General features: G+C 65.1%; 20 protein-coding genes. 3 read left to right on the top strand and 17 right to left on the bottom strand.

Annotated features, from left to right (window positions below):
* Positions 1–508: 508 nt before the first annotated feature.
* The 3 genes from ACOJTD_RS12215 to ACOJTD_RS12205 all read left to right on the top strand — a co-directional run bounded on the left by ACOJTD_RS12215 (position 509) and on the right by ACOJTD_RS12205 (position 2,207).
* Positions 509–781 (top strand): phosphopantetheine-binding protein, encoded by a 273-nt coding sequence (locus ACOJTD_RS12215; RefSeq protein WP_420133179.1) that lies wholly within the window; start codon positions 509–511, stop codon positions 779–781.
* Positions 782–838: 57 nt separating this feature from the next.
* Positions 839–1,294, top strand: a complete 456-nt coding sequence (locus tag ACOJTD_RS12210; RefSeq protein WP_420133178.1) for a cupin domain-containing protein — start codon at positions 839–841, stop codon at positions 1,292–1,294.
* Positions 1,295–1,622: 328 nt separating this feature from the next.
* Complete coding sequence (locus ACOJTD_RS12205) at positions 1,623–2,207, top strand: DUF2478 domain-containing protein (RefSeq protein ID WP_420133177.1); 585 nt, start codon at positions 1,623–1,625, stop codon at positions 2,205–2,207.
* Between the two features lie 212 nt (positions 2,208–2,419).
* Here ACOJTD_RS12205 and ACOJTD_RS12200 read toward each other — a convergent pair whose 3' ends face one another.
* From ACOJTD_RS12200 to nifK, 17 genes are all read right to left on the bottom strand, one after another.
* On the bottom strand, positions 2,420–2,716 hold the full coding sequence (locus ACOJTD_RS12200) for a ferredoxin family protein (protein ID WP_254984714.1): 297 nt from the start codon (positions 2,714–2,716) through the stop codon (positions 2,420–2,422).
* 35 nt (positions 2,717–2,751) lie between these two features.
* Positions 2,752–4,059 (bottom strand): FAD-dependent oxidoreductase, encoded by a 1,308-nt coding sequence (locus ACOJTD_RS12195; RefSeq protein ID WP_420133176.1) that lies wholly within the window; start codon positions 4,057–4,059, stop codon positions 2,752–2,754.
* Between the two features lie 12 nt (positions 4,060–4,071).
* Positions 4,072–5,178 carry an electron transfer flavoprotein subunit alpha/FixB family protein gene (locus ACOJTD_RS12190; RefSeq protein ID WP_420133175.1) on the bottom strand — a complete coding sequence of 369 codons (1,107 nt, stop codon included), beginning with the start codon at positions 5,176–5,178 and terminating at the stop codon, positions 4,072–4,074.
* Positions 5,179–5,203: 25 nt separating this feature from the next.
* A complete protein-coding gene (locus tag ACOJTD_RS12185; RefSeq protein WP_420133174.1) occupies positions 5,204–6,049 on the bottom strand; it encodes an electron transfer flavoprotein subunit beta/FixA family protein in 846 nt (281 codons plus the stop codon).
* 349 nt (positions 6,050–6,398) lie between these two features.
* Positions 6,399–6,758 (bottom strand): nitrogenase stabilizing/protective protein NifW, encoded by a 360-nt coding sequence (gene nifW, locus ACOJTD_RS12180; RefSeq protein WP_420133173.1) that lies wholly within the window; start codon positions 6,756–6,758, stop codon positions 6,399–6,401.
* Between the two features lie 202 nt (positions 6,759–6,960).
* Complete coding sequence (nifV, locus tag ACOJTD_RS12175) at positions 6,961–8,124, bottom strand: homocitrate synthase (RefSeq protein ID WP_420133172.1); 1,164 nt, start codon at positions 8,122–8,124, stop codon at positions 6,961–6,963.
* A complete protein-coding gene (gene nifS, locus ACOJTD_RS12170; protein WP_420133171.1) occupies positions 8,117–9,340 on the bottom strand; it encodes a cysteine desulfurase NifS in 1,224 nt (407 codons plus the stop codon). The genes nifV and nifS overlap by 8 nt, the downstream gene beginning before the upstream one ends.
* Positions 9,337–10,335 carry a Fe-S cluster assembly protein NifU gene (nifU, locus tag ACOJTD_RS12165; protein ID WP_420133170.1) on the bottom strand — a complete coding sequence of 333 codons (999 nt, stop codon included), beginning with the start codon at positions 10,333–10,335 and terminating at the stop codon, positions 9,337–9,339. Before nifU ends, nifS begins: the two co-directional genes overlap by 4 nt.
* Positions 10,336–10,374: 39 nt before the next feature.
* On the bottom strand, positions 10,375–10,695 hold the full coding sequence (locus ACOJTD_RS12160; protein WP_420133169.1) for a HesB/IscA family protein: 321 nt from the start codon (positions 10,693–10,695) through the stop codon (positions 10,375–10,377).
* 366 nt (positions 10,696–11,061) lie between these two features.
* Positions 11,062–11,763 carry a nitrogen fixation protein NifQ gene (locus tag ACOJTD_RS12155; RefSeq protein WP_420133168.1) on the bottom strand — a complete coding sequence of 234 codons (702 nt, stop codon included), beginning with the start codon at positions 11,761–11,763 and terminating at the stop codon, positions 11,062–11,064.
* A 9-nt stretch (positions 11,764–11,772) separates the two neighbouring features.
* On the bottom strand, positions 11,773–12,084 hold the full coding sequence (gene fdxB, locus ACOJTD_RS12150; protein ID WP_054161699.1) for a ferredoxin III, nif-specific: 312 nt from the start codon (positions 12,082–12,084) through the stop codon (positions 11,773–11,775).
* A 59-nt stretch (positions 12,085–12,143) separates the two neighbouring features.
* Positions 12,144–12,350 (bottom strand): CCE_0567 family metalloprotein, encoded by a 207-nt coding sequence (locus ACOJTD_RS12145; protein ID WP_054161681.1) that lies wholly within the window; start codon positions 12,348–12,350, stop codon positions 12,144–12,146.
* Positions 12,351–12,362: 12 nt separating this feature from the next.
* A complete protein-coding gene (locus ACOJTD_RS12140) occupies positions 12,363–12,830 on the bottom strand; it encodes a NifX-associated nitrogen fixation protein (protein WP_420133167.1) in 468 nt (155 codons plus the stop codon).
* 2 nt (positions 12,831–12,832) lie between these two features.
* Positions 12,833–13,231: a nitrogen fixation protein NifX gene (nifX, locus tag ACOJTD_RS12135; protein WP_420133166.1), complete on the bottom strand. Its 399-nt coding sequence runs from the start codon at positions 13,229–13,231 to the stop codon at positions 12,833–12,835.
* A 46-nt stretch (positions 13,232–13,277) separates the two neighbouring features.
* A complete protein-coding gene (gene nifN / locus ACOJTD_RS12130) occupies positions 13,278–14,651 on the bottom strand; it encodes a nitrogenase iron-molybdenum cofactor biosynthesis protein NifN (protein ID WP_420133165.1) in 1,374 nt (457 codons plus the stop codon).
* Positions 14,652–14,661: 10 nt separating this feature from the next.
* Positions 14,662–16,125 carry a nitrogenase iron-molybdenum cofactor biosynthesis protein NifE gene (nifE, locus tag ACOJTD_RS12125; RefSeq protein ID WP_420133164.1) on the bottom strand — a complete coding sequence of 488 codons (1,464 nt, stop codon included), beginning with the start codon at positions 16,123–16,125 and terminating at the stop codon, positions 14,662–14,664.
* 39 nt (positions 16,126–16,164) lie between these two features.
* Positions 16,165–17,683, bottom strand: a 1,519-nt coding sequence (nifK, locus tag ACOJTD_RS12120; protein WP_420133163.1) for a nitrogenase molybdenum-iron protein subunit beta, incomplete at its 5' end; no start/stop codon positions are given.

The raw sequence follows: 17,683 nt of genomic DNA, 5'->3' as shown, positions 1-17,683 counted from the left end.
GATCGCCGCGCGCGGAAACCGCGACTCCCGATCGACGCTGTCGGCCTCGGCGGCCGCAATTGCCGCCACCTGTGCCACGCGTTGCGACAATGGGACAGTCGCGTGCCGGAACGGAACAGTCGAGGATATGAGGTCGCGGGCCGTACTGTCAGTCATCATCGCCATGGCGTCGAGTCTCCCTTGAGACGGCGTGCACATCCTGATCATTCGGTGCTACGCGTGCCGGCGCGGAATGCCGCCAGCGACTGCGACCGGACGCTAGGAGCGCGGCGACGATGCGTCGAGATGATTCAAAGTGAATCAATTTGAATTCGAAAGCGACGGTTAATCGCCGCTTGTGGCGATGAGTGAAAGTCCGGGGCATCCCGTTAGCGTTAAGATCGAAACGCCCGCCGCAGACAAACTGCACAATTGTTTTCGAAAAGTTTCTGCGATTACATCACCGCAACAAGGCGCGCCCGGATGGAGTGGGTTCCGGCGGCGCGCATGCAACAATACGGAGGATGCCATGCAGGCGAGCACGGACACCGCGGTCCGGAACAAACTGCTCGAACTGGTCGGATCGATGCTGAAGGAAAGCGCGACGCCGAACGCGCTGCGTCCTGATACACGACTTGCCGACGCCGGCTTGACCTCGATGGAGATGGTCAACCTGATGCTCGGCGTCGAGGCGGCCTTCGATCTCACACTGCCGCAATCGGAAATCACGCCCGAGAACTTCACCTCGGTCGAAACCATCGAGAGCATGGTCCTGCGCCGCCTGCAGATGCAGGCGGCCTGAGCGCAGCAACGACGCATCGTCCTCATCAGTTTCCGCAGCACATCCAGGAGTCGACCGATGACCGCCAACCTGATTCTCACCGCGAAGACCGACGTCGAACTGAAGCCGGCGCCGATCGAGCCGTCGTGGATCCTTGAAGGCAACCCGGTGGCGACCAACTGCACGCTGTCGCGCAGCGCCGACGGCATGGCCTCGACGATCATCTGGCAGTGCACCGAGGGCAAGTTCGAGTGGCACTACGACATCGACGAGACGATCTGCATTCTCGAAGGCTCGGTGGTGATCGAGAGCGAAGGCATGCCGGCGAAGCGCTACGGGCCGGGCGACGTGATCTTCTTCAAGGACGGCGCCAGCGCGCGCTGGCATGTCGAAGGCCACATCCGCAAGATCGCGTTCTGCCGCCGGACGCAGCCGAAGCTGTTCGGCCTCGCTGTCCGCGTCTACGCCAAGCTGCGGTCGATGCTGATGCCCTCGAACCAGCGCCAAGTCACCTCGTTGCTCGGCGCCAACTAAGCATCCCCCCAATTCCCCGGACGCTGCGCCACAGCCCCCGTTCACCGGACGCTGCGCACCACGCCGCACTTGCGGCGTGGTGCGCTGCAGAATCCGGGGTCCCGGTTCGTGGCCGACTGCGAGTGCAGCAACTAACCGGGGCTCGGATCAGCGGCGCAGCGCTTCGCGCTCCGCCTTGTCCGGGACACGGGATGCTATCCGGTCGGGGGGCCGGAGACATTTTCGATCGTTTCGTTCCCGCTATCGATATTGATTTGTCGCAAAGCCGGCCCCTGCTGATTCTGGCATTTCATCATGCGAAAGTCTTATTGGAGCTTGCGGGATAGCGATGGGGTACAATCTCGGCCGGACCGGCAGACCTTCGATTCTCGCTTTGGTCTATGCGGATGGCGCGGCTGCGTGCCGGACGATTTCCGAACTCGGCTACCGGCTCCGCGACACCGGCGCGGTGGTTGCAGGCATCGTAGCGTATCACGCGACGCGTGAAGGCACCCCGCGCTGCGACATGGAGATCGAGGAACTGAGCTCGCGGATCATCCTCCAGCTCGCCGACGATCAGACGCCGCAGCCCGCCGGCTGCCGGGTCGATCCGGCCGCCATGCAGGACGCCGCCGCGCTGATCAGCGCAGCGTTCCAGAAATGCCCGGAGCTGCTGATCGTCAACAAATTCGGTCAGCTCGAAGCCGACGGCGGCGGGCTCGCCGACGTGATCAACGAGGCGATCGACCTCGGCATTCCGGTGATCGTCGGCGTCCCCGAGCGCCACGTCGCACGCTGGCGCGAATTCACTGGCGGCCTCGCCGAAGAGGCGATGATCGACTCGCCGCGCGTCCAGCAATGGCTCGCCCGCCGCGGCCTCGTCCCGCAACGCGTGCGCGCCGGCGCTCAGACAGTGCTCAATTCGGCAGCGTAAGCGGCCGCGCGCCAGGCCGACGCGAGCGCCGGCGCCCTTCCGCCTGAGGGTGTGCACCCTCCCCGTTATGGTCGGGCTCGTCCCGCCTGCGGGGCCGAAGTCCTTTCGGCGCGGCGAAGCCCTGCCATCGACGTCTCGCCTCATAGTACCAGCCAGACGTCGATGCCCGGCACAGGGCCGGGCATAACGCAGGCTTTGAATGTAGCGAAGAACTACCCGAACTTGAACAGCACGCCGTAGCCGCCGCGCGGGTAGCTCCATTCGATGTCGCCGCCGCCTTCGGCGATCACCCGGCAGGTGCCGCATTCGACGCAACCGTCGGGCGTCACTTCGACCTGGCCGTTGCTGTTGAGTTCGTAGCAATGCGCCGGGCAGACCTTCAGCAGCGCCAGCAGTTGCGGCGACGGCTTGGTGTGCGGCTTCACCTTGATGTGGGCGTTGCCGACGTCGACCAGATAGCGGTTCTGGAACAGCTTGTCTTCGACCCGAATGGGGGCTTCCGTGGTCATGATGGCCTCTCCGATTTGGATGAACTGATCCGCGCTCAGCGCCACGCCCGCGCGAAGCGGAAGGCGTCGCCGAATAGCCCGCCCCACGACCGCGCCGACACGAACGACTTGATAGTGGTGTTCTCCTTCTCCAGCTTCGGCGTGCCATCGACCCGCACGAAGTTCTGCAGCGCCTTGTTGATGAGCTGCGGGTAGGTCAGGAAGAAGTTCTGCGACTGGATGTGCAGCAGACCCGGCATATCCTTGTACTTCTTCAGATCCTTGATGACGAAGCTGTCGTCCAGCATGGTCTTGTAGAGCGCCAGGTTCTGCTTGGTCATCGGATCCTTGCGCGACTTGACCTGGAAGATCGCCTCGCCGGCGATCCGGCCCGAGGTCATCGCCCGGTTGGAGCCCTCGCGGTGCAGCGCGTTGTTGAGCTGCGCGGCATCGCCGACCACCACCCAGCCGTCGCCGTAGAGCTGCGGAATGGCGTTGAAGCCGCCTTCCGGAATCAGATGCCCGGCATATTCCTTGACTTCTGAGCCCTCGATCAGCGGCGCGATCGACGGGTGCTTCTTGAAGCGGTCGAGCAGGTCATAGGGCGTCTCGCCGCTCTTCTGGAAGTCGGCGACCAGACAGCCGATGCCGATCGAGATCGACTCCTTGTTGGTGTAGAGGAAACCCATGCCGGTCATGCCGGCCGAGATCGTGCCGGCGGCCTCGATCACCACGCCCTCGTCGCCCTTGAGGTTGAAGCGCGCCTCGATGGTCTCGCGCGGCAGGAAGTGCATCTCCTTCACCGCGAGCGCGACGTTGTCGGGCGTCGGACGTTCGCGCAGCTCGGCCTTGGTGCCAAGCAGGCCGTTGACGCCCTCGGCCAGCACCACGACGTCGGCATGGACCTGGCCGCCGTCACGATCGGTGATCACGCCGATCACCTTGCCGTAAGCGTCCTTGACCAGTTCCTTCACCGTGGTTTCGCACAGCACCACGGCGCCGGCTTCCTGCGCCCGGCTCGACAGCCATTTGTCGAACTGCGCGCGGATGATGGTGTAGCGGTTCGGCTTCTCTTCGTTGAAGTCGTCGGAGCGGTGATGCAGGCCGGTGTGCGACTTGCCGTCCATCATCCAGAACCGCTGCTCGACGAGGTGCCGCTCCAGCGGCGCGTCCTCGCGGAAGTCGGGCACCAGCTTCTCCAGCATGTCGGCGTAGAGAATCGCGCCCTGCACGTTCTTCGAGCCGGGATACTCACCGCGCTCGATCTGCAGCACCTTCAGGCCTCGCTTGGCCATGGTGAGCGCCGCGGCATTGCCGGCCATGCCGGCGCCGACCACGATGGCGTCGAAACGTTCCTCGATCATGGCAGCCTCCTGTTAGCTCGCGATCCGGTCGCGGGTGTGCGGCGACAGCCGCTTGCGGAACGCTTCGGTCAGCGCCGGCAGCAGCCGGATCGCATCGGTGACGAGAGCGAGATGGGCGAAGTCGAAGATCGGCGCGTTCTTGTCGGTGTTGATCGCGACGATCAGGTCCGAGCCGTCGACGCCGACGCGGTGCTGGATCGCGCCGGAGATGCCGGCCGCGATGTACAGCTTCGGCCGGATGGTCTTGCCGGTCTGGCCGATCTGGCGGTCGGCCGAGACCCAGCCCTTCTGCACCAGCGGCCGCGAGCAGCCATATTCGGCGCCGAGCACGCCGGCGAGCTGGCGCACCAGCTGGAAGTTCTCCGGCGAGTTGAGACCGAGACCGCCGGCGACGACGATGTCGGCATAAGCGAGGTTCGAGGTCGCCTTGTCGCGATCCGGCACGAAGGCGAGGATCTTAGTGACGATGTCGGCCTCGACGAGCCCGAGCGGGAATTCGATAACGCGGCCGATCGGCTTCTCGACCCGGTCGGGCATCGACATCACGCGCGGCCGCACGGTGGCCATCTGCGGCCGGAAGTTCAGCGTGTAGATCGTGCACAGCAGCGAGCCGCCGAAGGTCGGACGCGTCGCGGCGAGCGAGTTGTCGCTGTCGACCTCAAGCTCGGTGCAATCGGCGGTCAGGCCGGTGAGCAGCGTCGTCGCCACCGCGCCGGCGAGATCGCGGCCGAGCGTGGTGGCGCCGAGCAGCAGTATTTCAGGCTTGTAGGTGTTGACCAGATCGGTCAGCGCCTTGGTGTAGGACTCGTTGCGATAGTCCGTGAGCACGTCGTCGGCACAGACGTAAGCGAGATCAGCGCCGTAGCAGAATGATTCCGCCACCGCGGCCTGCGTCGCCTCGCCCTTCGGGCCGATCACCACGGCGGCGAGCTGGACGCCGAGCTTGTCGGCGAGCCGGCGGCCGGAGCCCATCAGCTCCCACGACACCGGATGCACGTGGCCGCGCTCCTGTTCGATGAAGACCCAGACGTGCTTGTAGGCCTTGAAGTGCTCGGGCAGCTCCTTCTTGGCGGAGGCGCGTCCGGCGGGCTGCGGTGCAGGCTTGGCTGGCTGACTCATCGGAACGGCTTTCTGTTGAGAGGTGTCAGAACCCGCGGGCCAGCTCGAACATCTCGGCTTCGAGCTTGGGGCGGAGCTTGAAAATTTCGTCGATCAGCGCCTCGGCCGGCGGCTGGCCGGTAGCCTCGACGACCTTCGCCTTCTCGGCGCGCGGCGTCGGCGCGAACACGCGCTTCACCACGGTCGGCGAGCCGCGCAGGCCGCATTTGGAGATGTCCTCGACGCCGGCATCCTGAGCGCTCCACTTCACCACTTCGGCGCGGGCGGCATTCAGCGCGTTCTGCATCGAGCCGCGGCGCACCTGATTGGTGCCTTCGAGCATGGTGATCAGGCAGGGCAGCGTGCTGCGCAGCACCTGCACGCCGCCCTCGGAGCGGCGCTCGACCTCGATGGTGCGGCCGGCGAGATCGACCGACGAGACCTTCGAGACGTAAGTAAGCTGCAGGAAGTCGAGCCGCTTGCAGATGCCCGGGCCGACCTGCGCGGTATCGCCGTCGATGGTCTGCTTGCCGGTGAACACGATATCGGGCGCACCGAAGGTCGCGCCGATCTTTCGGATCGCGGCGGCGAGCGCGTAGCTGGTGGCGAGCGTATCGGCGCCGGCGAAGAAGCGGTCGGTGAGCAGCACCGCGCGATTGGCGCCGAAGGTCAGCGCCTTCCGCAGCGAATCCTCGGCCGAGGGCGGCCCCATGGTCAGCACCGTGACCTCGCCGCCGAGCTGATCGCGCAGCCGCAGCGCCTCTTCGAGCGCGAACAGATCATAGGGATTGATGATCGTCGGGACGCCCTGGCGCATGATCGTGTTGGTGACCGGATGCACGCGGATCTGCGCCGAGTCCGGGACCTGCTTGATACAAACGACGATATGCATGATGTGCTCCGCGCTAAGCTGACACCAAGCTATCAGCAAGGGCCGTACCAACTTTGCGCGCAGCGAGATTCATGCGGAAAAGCAAGGCGTTGGACGATCCGCGCCGCCTCGCCGGGCGATTTCGCCATGACGGCGATCCGACAAGTGTGACACTTGTCAGGAAGGCGACAGCGGGTTGAAGAGCATGCGTGATGCCAAACGCATCGAACCCAACACCCCAGAGCCCGTCATGGCCGGGCTTGTCCCGGCCATCCACGAAAGGCGGCAACCTCAGCAAGAAACGTGGATGGCCGGCACAAGGCCGGCCATGACGGAGAGGTACTTATTCTCGGTGAGGTGTACGCCCCGGTTACTTCAGCGCGTCCAGCGAAACGAACGCCGCCTTGCGCGGGGCCTTCGGCGCCACTGCGTCCTTAAGGACCTTGAAGACTCGCTGATCGAGCGGCGACGACGCGACGAAATCCGCATAGGCGCGCTCCAGCACCGCCTTGCAGCGCGCGGCCGCTTCATCGCCCGGCAGGCCGGCGAGATCTTCACCTGCGAGATACTGACCCATCCGCCGCAGAATGTGCAGACGCGCGACATTGAGCAGCTTGGGATCGTAGGCGACGCCGAGCAGTTGGAAAAATTCCTCCGCGGAACCGGCGCGCTGCAGCTGGCCGATGATATCGGTCGACGCGGTGGTCGTGGTCGCCAGGGACGCGCTCATGTCATTCTCCTTCGCCATTGTTTTGCTGCCAGCCTTGTCCTGCCGTCATTGCGAGCGAAGCGAAGCAATCCAGCGTCGTGCACGGAGCTTCTGGATTGCTTCGTCGCGGAGCCTGTGCTCGGACGGCGCGAAGCGCCGATCCGTGTGCTCCTCGCAATGACGCGGGGAGAGAACGCGCCTTATGGTCCAAAGCCCCGCCCCCTCACGCACAGCTCGGCAGCGGCCGATCGCGCACTTCGCGCCAGATCGCCGTCAAGGTTTCGTTGCCGACCGGACCCTTGTGGGCGACGGCGTAGCGGCGCACTTGCGCCAAAATCCCCTGCGCCTCGTCGGCGGTCGCCGGCAGGTTGAGCCGCGCGAGCGACGAGGTGATCGCCGACAGACCCGAGTGCTTGCCGATGACGATATGGTTGGCGCGGCCGAGCAGCAGCGGGTCGAGCGACTGATAGGTGCGCTGATCCTTGAGCAGGCCGTCGACATGGATGCCGGACTCGTGGGTGAAGACGTGCTCGCCGACAATCGCCTTGTTGAGCGGGATGGTTCGCGCCGCGGCTTCGGCCACGACGTCGGCGACGTGGCGCAGTTCCGACAGCACCACGCCGGTGTCGCGGCCATACAGCTGCTTCAGCGCCACCGCGATCTCTTCCAGCGGCGCGTTGCCGGCACGCTCGCCGAGCCCGATCACCGTGACCGACGCATGGGTCGCACCGGCCTGCACCGCCGCCAGCGTGTTGGCAGTGGCGAGCCCGAGGTCATCATGGCCGTGGAATTCCAGCTCAAGATCGGTGTCGGCGCGCAGCGCGGCTAGCAGCTTGGAACTGCTGAACGGATCGAGCACGCTGAGCGTATCGGCGATGCGGAAGCGCCGCGCCCCGGCCGCCTTGGCCGTGGCGATCACTTCAGCCAGAAACGCCGGATCGGCGCGCGAAGAGTCCTCGCCGCCGACCGCGACGTCGAGCCCCTTGTCGCGCGCGTAGCCGACGACGCGCTTCACCGTCTCGATCGCGTTGCTGCGCTGGCCGCCGAGCTTGGCGGCGATCTGCACGTCCGACACCGGCACCGAGACATTGACCATCGACACGCCGGCCGCGAGCGCGGCGTCGACATCCTCGATCCGCATCCGGCACCACGCGATCGTGGTCAGCGGCAGACCGGCTTCGACGATGCCGCGGATCGCCGCGATCTCGTCCGGCCCCATCGCCGGCGTCCCCGCCTCGATCTCCGGCACGCCGGCCGCAGCGAGGACTCGGGCAATGGCGAGCTTCTCGGCGGCCGAGAACGCAACGCCCGGCGCCTGCTCGCCGTCGCGCAGCGTGGTGTCGTTGAGCACGACCGGAAGCGAAGCAGCAGCGGTCAGATCAGACATGAGCACGCCCCAGCATCTGCGACGCGCCCTGATTGGCACAGAACGGCGAGATCGCCCGCAGCTTGGCGATCACGCCGGGAATAACTTCGAGCGCGCGGTCGATGTCGGCGTTGGTGTTGTCGCGCGACAGCGAGAAACGCACGCCGCCGCGCACCGCCTCCTCGGCGACGTTCATCGCCAGCAGCACATGCGAGGGCTCGAACGAACCGGTCGAACAGGCCGAGCCCATCGACGCCGCGATGCCGGCGCGATCGAGCAGCGTGACGATCGCCTCGCTATCGATGAAGGAGAACGCGATGCTCGACGTGTTCGGCAGCCGCTCGGCGCGGGCGCCGACCGCGACGCAGTGATCGACCTGCGCCAGGATCTCGCGCTCGAGCCGATCCCGCAGTTCGCGCACGCGAATGTCTTCGTCGGCCATCGCGGCGCCGGCGAGTTCGGCCGCGATGCCGAGGCCGACGATACCGGGGACGTTCTCGGTGCCGGCGCGGCGGCCGCGCTCGTGCTGACCGCCCTTGATCTGCGGCTTGAAGGCGACGCCGCTGCGCACATACAGCGCGCCAATGCCCTTCGGTCCGTGCAGCTTATGAGCGGACAGCGACAGCATGTCGATCGCGGTGGATTGCAGATCGATCGGACACTTGCCGACGGCCTGCACCGCGTCGGTGTGAAACAGCGCGCCGACTTCCTTGGCGAGTTCGGCCAGATCCGCGACCGGGTTGAGCACGCCGGTCTCGTTGCTGGCCCACATCATCGACACCAGCGCGACGCGGTCCGACAGCGCGGCGCGATAGGCGGCGATATCGAGCCGGCCCTGACGATCGACCGGGATGACGTGAACGCGGATCCCCTTGGTCTTCTCCAAGAAGGCGCACAGCGCCATCACGGCCGGATGCTCCACCGCTGTGGTGATGATCTCGCGCCGCCGCGGCATCGCTTCCAGCGCGGACAGGATCGCGGTGTTGATGCTCTCGGTACCGCCCGAGGTGAAGATCAGTTCCTGCGGCGACGCGGCGCCGAGCAGCGCCTGCAGCTGCTCGCGGCCGCGCTTCACCGCCCGCGCCGCATGGCCGCCGAGCGCGTGCTTCGACGACGGATTGCCGAAGTAACCGGAGAAGAACGGCAGCATCGCATCGACCACGCGCGGATCGGTGCGCGTCGTCGCATTGGCGTCGAGATAGACGATGTCGGCGGGCTGTCCGGCGGTTGCACTCATGACACCGGCACCACACGCAGCGGCCGACCGATTTTCTCGGCGAGCTTGGCCTGTACGCCCGACAGCGTCACGGACGATAACTGACAGCCGACGCAATTGCCCGACAGCCGGACATAGACCGTGTTGCCCTCGATGCCGGCAAGTTCGCAATCGCCGCCGTCGCGCTTCAGATGTGGACGCAGCTCATCGAGCGCCTCGGCGATCAGCGTCGCCTGCGTCGGCGCGTCGAGTTCGAGCGTGGTCGTCGTAGCCGGCACCGCGCGCGCGGGCTCGGGCCGCGGCGTCGGCCGCAGATGCGCCGGCGCGGTTTTGGCGGAGAAGATGTTGGTGCCGGGCTGCGGCTCGCCGCGCGGCTTGAGATCGACCGCGCGCTGCGGCGTCGAGCCGAGCTGATACGCGTCGTGCGTGGCGATCAGTCCGTCCTCGACCATCTCGGCATTGACGCGCGCCAGCAGGCCTTCGACCTGCTTGAAGCACGAGCTGCAGGTTCCCGCCGCCTTGGTGTATTGCGTCACCTGCTCCATGCTGGTGAGCCGATTGAAGCGAATGGTGCGCTCGATCATCATCTGGCTGACGCCGAGGCATTTGCATGACGGCGTCGTCTCACCCTCGCGTAGCACCGGCCCGCCGCGATACGACGCGATCGCGCGCTGCAACGCTTCGTAAGCCATCACCGCGCAGTACATCCGCTCCGCCGGCAGCCCGCCGACAGCGTCCGCGATGTCGGCTGCGCTGATCGCCGCCGCCTCGTCGAGCGACTTGCCGCTCAGCAGTTCCGTCGTCGCCGAGGCCGACGCAATCGCGGCGCTGCAGCCGAACGCCTGGAAGGTCGCGCGGTCGATGCGACCCGTTCGCGGATCGATCCGCAACATCAGCTTGACCGCGTCACCCCACCGCAGGGTACCGAACGAGCCGACCGCGTTGGCCAGCAGCAGCACTTCGGCATTGCGCGGACGGACGAAGTGGTCGTCGAGCCTGTCGAGATTGCTAAGCATGACCAACAGCTCCTGCCTGAAGTTTGCCTCAGCTTTGCCTCAACCAAACGACTTGCCGCAGCCGCATTTGTTCTCGGCATTCGGGTTGTCGAAGGTAAAGCCGGAGCCTTCCAGGCTCTCGACGAAGTCGATCGTCATACCGTTCAGCAACGGCTGCGAATCCGGATCGACAAACACCCGGACACCGGCGGCTTCGACCACCGCATCATCATCTCGCGGTGCGGGGTCCAGACCGATCAAGTACTTGTAGCCGGCGCAGCCGCCCGCCTCGACCATGACCCGCAATCCCCCCTCGGTCTTGCCCGCCCGCGACATCGCGGCCTTGACGGCATTCCCGGCTTGTTCGGTCAGAATGATCATGATCGGCTCCTTGCGTTGGGTCCGACATGAGCAATTGCAACCGCTGTGCCAGCCCGACGCGCCGCGGCAAGCCGCTGGAATTGTTCGTATTTATCGGAGGCCCGACAGATGTCGGAGTTGCGACATGGTCGAAAGACGACGGTTTCCGACAATCGCTCGCAGCTATTAGTCAGGGAGCACGGTGCGTCGGCGCTCTCTTCACCCTCCCCTGGAGGGGGAGGGGCGGCACGTAGGCCGCGCAGCGGACTACGTGACGGGGCGGGGTGAGACCCAGGCACTGCGGATGAACTCTTCGCCACCCCACCCCGCTCGCTCCGCGAGCGACCCTTTCCCTCCAGGGGAGGGTCTGGGCGGCCTCGCTCCGTGTCAGGACGCGATCGCGGCCCCGAGCTCCACCTCGCGGCGCCGCGCCGCCATGCGGCTTTCGCCGCTTTCGTCACCGAAGCATTCGGCGAAGTCGTTGCACTGCGCGCAGGACGGCGTTGAGCACATCACCAGCCCGTCATCCTCACAGAGCTTGCGATAGAAGTAGCGCTTCCAGCGCATATTGCGGGTGTTGCCCTCGGCCAGCGGCGCGAAGTGGCGCGTCAGCAGCCGCGACAGCTCCGCGCGATTGCGCAGGCCGAGATCTTCCCACAGATGCTCCGGCTCGATCGCCCGCCGCGCCACCATCGCAGCCAGCCAGCGGCCGACATCGCCACTGGTCGAGCGGTGCTTCAGCAACAGGTCGCGCAGCATCGCGGCTTCGTCGTCGATCTCCGCCTCATCCAGCGCCAGCACCGACAGCAGCACCGTAACAAGCGGGAAATAAACACTGATCAGCGCGGTAAACTCGTCGGCTGCGAGCCCGCAACGTTCGGTGATCGGCCCCGGCTCGGTGATCGCGGCCGCCAGGATCGAGGCGAGCACATGGCGATCGAACGCCCGGTCATCGTCGATCCGCGCTTCCACCGGCATGACGCCGGTGAGCGCGCGGTAAACAATTGCCGGCGACGAGGCGAAGCCAGCGGCGGCGACGCGCAACGTCAGCGTTGAACGATCCCGAGCAACCTCCACCGCGCCGCCCATGACCCGCTCCTACAGCCCGAGTTCGCTGGCCTTGACGTGAGTCTGACAGGCCTTCGGGCAGACCCGGACACAGGCCGAGCAGCCGATACAATTCCCGGCGGCGTCCAGCACCATGACCTTGCGGACGAATTCCTCGTCGTCGTCATCGTCGTCGCCCGAACATGCGATCAGTTCGCCATCCTCGTTGACGCCCATCAGATGCATCACGTCACGCGAACACACCTTGTGACAGCGGCCGCAGCCGATGCACTTCTTGTCGTCGATCGCGGTGAGGTAGGTCGGCTCCCAAGCCTGGCCGTCGCGGGTGGAAAAAATCGCCATAATCATGCTCCTGCGGCGCGGTATTTGCCGCGCGATACGAGCGGTCGCGTCTGGACGCCTCAGGCGGCCTTGGCTTCCAGCTCTTTCAGCGTCTTGCGCGCGGCTTCAAGGGCCGCGTAAGCGTCCTGGGTTTGCTGCGCGACCGTCATGATGTTCTGCCAATTGATCGGCAGCTCCTCGGACAGATCGTGCAGATTCATTTTCATTGTCGTCGCGCGCGCCGACAGTTTTTTGATCTCGGCTTTCAGCGCCTCGATGTCCGACATGATTACCTTCCTTCAATACGCTGCGACGTCAGGGAATTTGCGGATCATCTCGACACCCGCGGCGACCAGCTTGTCACCCTCGGCGGCCAGCTTGCCGAGATTGTCGAAGCCGAACCGATGCACGTCGCGCATGTGCTTGTTGATCACGATCAGCCGGCCGGCACTGAGGATCAGGCGGCCGAAGCCTTCGTGATGCATCTTCATCATCGGCGACACCATGATCCTGGTCTCGCGTTCGATCGACAGCGCGACCGCGTTGTAGAAAAGCTCCAGCCGCCACAGCGTCTCCGGGTCCGGATCTCCCATCAGTGGAATCTCGCGCCGCTTGGCCTTGTCGATGATGTAAGGGTCGAGCAGCTTGAGATCGGAGCGGTTCTCCCACGCGCCGTGCGTGTCCTGGGCGCGGAGCTGCTTGATCAGTTCCTTGACGAACGGCGCGTCGATTGCGGCTTCGTCCGAAGTCGTGGTGATATCGGTCATGGTCACACCTCGTCGGCGAAATCGAGTTTGCGCTCTTCGCCCTTCAGCAACGCTTTGCGCAGCCATGGCGGCGGTACGCCGCGCAGCACGCCCTGCAGCTTGGTGATCAGGTCGGTGATCAGTTCGGGTTGCGGCAGCTTGAGCGGATGGACTTGCGCGGCAACCACCCGCGCCGCACCGGAGCCGCCGATCGCCGTGCAATACACAATCGCGCAATCGCGGATCGCGTCGATCTTGGCGGCCAGCTTGTCCTCGTTGCCATCTTCCTTTTCTTCGGCGAACTGCACCGCCTCGACGAAGCGATATTCCTCCGCCGTCACTTCGTAGATGGCGATGTTCTTGGCCCAGCCGAAATGCGCATCCACGCGTTTCAGATCCTGGGTGGCAAAAGCGACCTTCATGCCGCGTCTCCGTTGCTGTGCATCGACGATCTCCTTCGCATCCGACCTAATGAGTCGTAGTCGGCGCATGGGCCCGATCCGGAATCACGCCGGCCCCGCGCCAGCTATTGATGTCTGGCTCCTTGATGGTCGCGATGAACTGATTGCCGATCGCGAAGATCAGATCGCGGGTGCCGCGATAGCCGACCACGACCTGATGCGCGGCGCCGAGACGATCGAACATCGGCAGGCCGATGCGGAACAGCGGCACGCCGAGCCGCTCCGCCGCCTGCCGACCGTGCGAATGCGTCAGCAGCAGATCGCAACCGTCGGCGCTGTGCTCGAGATCTTCGAGATCGCCGATCAGCACCTCGTCGCTCGGCACTTGCTCCAACACGGGCGAAGTCGTCGTCGTCACCGCGGCACTAACCGTGCAGCCCATGTCGGCAAGCCAACTCGCTATGTTGAGCAGCATATCCGGCTCGGCGCCTAACGCGACCTGCTTGCCGCCGAAATAGAAGTGGCCGTCCAGCATGGCATCGACCAACTGGCTGCGCTGCCGGCGATACTTTTGCGGCACCGGCCGGCCGCTGATGTTCGCCAGAGTCGCCATCAACACGTCGCCGGCAGCCAAGCCAGTCAACCGGCGCAGCAGCGTGAACGGCACACCCGCCTTGGCTTCCAGCGCTTCCGCGGCGGCGCGCATGTGCTCGCCGAGCGCCAGCGTGTGCGAGGCCGAGCCCATCGCGGCGACCTCGGCAACCGAGACGCCGCCATGCGTGGTCGGGGTGAAGTCTTCAGGCATGTGACCGTCGAGCGAACCCGAAATGTCCGGCAGGAAGGTGGGTATCAGGCCAAAGGCTTCGATGATGTCGTGCAACTCATCGATGTCGCCCGGCGTCAGATGACTGCCGGCCAGCACGTTGAGCCTGGTGGCATCGCGCGCCATGCCGGGATCCGGGGCCTCGACCAGCGTCTCGACGATCCGCGTCACCGTCGTGGCAAAACCATCCTCGAACGCGCCCTTGAAATCCGGCGTCGACACCGGCACCAGCGCGACGTTCGCCAACTCCGGATGCTTCTTGCGCACGTCCTTGATGAAACCGTCGAGGTCGTCGCCTTTGATTTCAGTGACGCCCGTAGTGCAGATGCCGATGACGTCGGGCTTGGTGCGGCCAACGATGTTGACGATCGCCTGCTCGACATTCTCGAATCCGCCGAGCACGGTGGCGACCTCGCTCATCGCCGTGGTCTGCAGCGGGATCTGTTCGCGAAAGTGACGGACGAACAACACCAGACCGAACGAGGTGCACCCCTGCGAGCCGTGCAGCAGCGGCATGCAGTTGCGCAGCCCCATGAAGGCCAGCGACGCGCCGAGCGGCTGGCTCATGCGCAGCGGATTAACGGTGCAGGACTTGGCCGAGGTGGTGATCTTCGCCATCGCAGCCTCCTCACGCCACCTGCGCGCGCGGGCCGAAAATGGCGCGCTGGCGGTCGTCGACGGCATTGGCGGCGTCGGCCCGGGTCTCCCAGCTGACCTCCTCCCACGGCGGCGCGGAGCGGACCTGAGCCCAGATCGGATTCGACAGCGACTTGTCGATCTGCCGCACCATCTCGACAATGCCGACATAGCCGCAGTAAGCGCAGCTGCGCTCCTGGTTGATATCCATCCAGGGCATCCGCGCCTTCAGCGCGACGAATTGCGAGCGGCCGCCGGACAGCATGATGTCGGCCTGCGCCTCTTTCAGCATCTTGTACATTTCGCGCGGGCGCAGATCGTCGATCTGGTGGACGTCGGGGCTCATCTCCTTGAGCCGTTCCTTGTCTTCCTTGGTCGACTTCTTGACGCTGGTGCCGACGATGGTGAGCCCCGCCTCCTGCAGCGCCGCCACCACCGACCACGATTTCACCCCGCCGGTGATCAACAGCACGCGCTTGCCCTCGAGGCGTGGCGTATAAGCCTTGATGGCCGCCCATGCCTTGGCCTCCTCGCGGGCGATCAGCGCTTCGACACGGCCCATCAACTCGGCGTCGGCGCCGCGCTGGATCAGCAGACGCGCGATCTGGCGAAGCGACTCCGAGGTGTCGCTGATGCCGTAGAACGAGCCTTCGAAATACGGGATGCCGTAGCGCTCTTCCATCTTGCGCGCGACGTTGATCATCGCGGTCGAGCATACCATCATGGCGGCGCGTGCGCGGTGCGACTGCGCGACTTCGTGATAGCGCGCATCGCCCGACAGGCACGACAGGATGCGGATGCCGAGCTCGTCGAGCAGCGGCTTGACCTGCCAGAGCTCGCCGGCGACGTTGTACTCGCCGATGATGTTGATGTCGTAAGGCGTCGAGAATTCCGGCTCCTGGGTGCCGATCACGTAGTCCAACATCGCCTCGCCGGCGAGCTTGTTGCCGAGGTTCTTCGGCCCGACGAAGCCGGGGGAGATGATCGGCACGCAGGGCTTGCCGAACTTCTCGGCCGCCACCTTGCAGACCGCGACGATATCGTCCCCCATCATCGCCGGCACGCAGGTCTGATACACGAACACCGCGGGCGGATCGTACTTCTCGATGATTTCCTTGATAGACCGAAACAGCCGCTTCTCGCCGCCGAAGATGACGTCGTTCTCGCTCATGTCGGTGGTGAAGCCGGTGCGATACAGCTTCGAGCCGGACGACTTGACGCCGCGGTTATCCCAGGACGAGCCTTCGCAGGCGATCGGGCCGTGCACCAGATGCGCGACGTCGACGATCGGCTGCAGCGCGATCTTGGCGCCGTCGAACGCGCAGCCACCGGCTGCGCCCCCCGGCTGCAGCGGTTTGCTGCAGCCCTTCTTGCGGACTTTGTCGGACTTGGCCTGATTGGCCGCACAGCCGGGCTCGTTGAAGACGTCTTGAATCTTGTCTGCGAGCCGGCTCATGCGGGTGCTCCTGCGATCAGGTGGTCCGAAGCTGCGGCATCAGCGGATGATGTCGAAGCTGACGTCGGTCTTGCCGGCGACGTTGGTGGACTTGTCCATCTCGTCGAAGATCTTGTCGAGGATCTTGACCAGCACGTTCAGCGAGCCCTGATAGCCCCACACCGGCGCGCGGTGATGGTGATGGCGATCGAAGATCGGGAAGCCGATGCGGATCAGCGGCGTGCCGGTGTCGCGCTCGAGATACTTGCCGTAGGTGTTGCCGATCATGAAGTCGACCGGCTCGGTGAACAGCAGCGAGCGCAGGTGCCACAAATCCTTGCCGGCGTAGACCTTGCAGCCCTTGCCGAACGGCGAGCTATCGAGCAACGCCTGCACCTTGGCTTCCCACGTCTTGTTGCCGTTGGTCGCCAGGATGTGGGTCGGCTCGCCACCGAGTTCGAGAATGAATTCGGCGAGGCCGTAGCACAGATCCGGATCGCCGTAGATGGCGAACTTCTTGCCGTGGATGTGAGCGGCGGAGTCGGCGATGGCATCGACCAGCCGGCCACGCTCCTTGGTCAGCGCTTCCGGGATCGCCTTGCCGGTGATCCGCGACACCGCCTGCAGGAAGCGATCGGTGCCGGTGACGCCGACCGGGTGGTTGAACGCGACCACTTCCTGGCCGTGATCGGCGATCGTCGCCAGCGTCTTCTCTGTGCAGAATTCCTGCATCGAGATCGTCGCCTTGGCGTGGACGGCGTTGGCGGCCTGCTCCAGCGTGGTGCCGCCGTCGTACATCCGGAACTCACCGTCGGCCGGGGTGTCCCAGACGTCGCTGTTGTCACCGAAGACGGTGTATTCGACGCCCATGGTGTCGAAGATGCGCTTGATCTCGCGCAGGTTGCCGACGGTGTAGCCGTCGAAGCCGCCGAGGAAGTTGATCGACTCGTTCGGCTTGCGCTCGAGCTTCGGCGCGGTGCCGGACTTGCCGTCCCAGAAGTGCTCGACCACGCCCTTCATGGTGTTGTCGTAGCCGGTGATGTGGCTGCCGACGAACGCCGGGGTGTGGGCGTAGGTGACGTCGAAATCGGTCGGGACCGAGCCCTTTTCCTTGGCGTTCTTGATGAACGCGTTGAGGTCGTCGCCGATCACTTCCGCCATGCAGGTGGTCGAGACTGCGATCATCTTCGGCTTGTACAGCGAATAGGCGTTGGCGAGGCCGTCGATCATATTGTTGAGGCCGCCGAACACCGCGGCGTCTTCGGTCATCGACGACGACACGCAGGAGGTCGGCTCCTTGAAGTGGCGGGTGAAGTGGCTGCGATAGTAGGCGACGCAGCCCTGCGAGCCGTGCACGAACGGCAACGTCTTCTCGAAGCCGACGGCGGCGAACACGGCGCCGAGCGGCTGGCAGGCCTTGGCCGGATTGATGACGAGAGCTTCGCGGGCGAAGTTCTTGTCCTGATATTCCTTGGTCTTGGTCCAGTCCGAGACGCGCGCGACCTCGGCTTCGCCAACATAGTTCTCGAAATTCTTCCGCTTGTTCTCCATCAACTCTTCGTACTGGGGCTCACGGAAG

Origin of the sequence: Rhodopseudomonas sp. (genome assembly GCF_048594845.1) — a bacterium.
Taxonomy (GTDB): Bacteria; Pseudomonadota; Alphaproteobacteria; order Rhizobiales; family Xanthobacteraceae; genus Rhodopseudomonas.
Note: the sequence above shows the minus strand (reverse complement) of the source record. Positions and strands in the feature narration are given on the sequence as shown.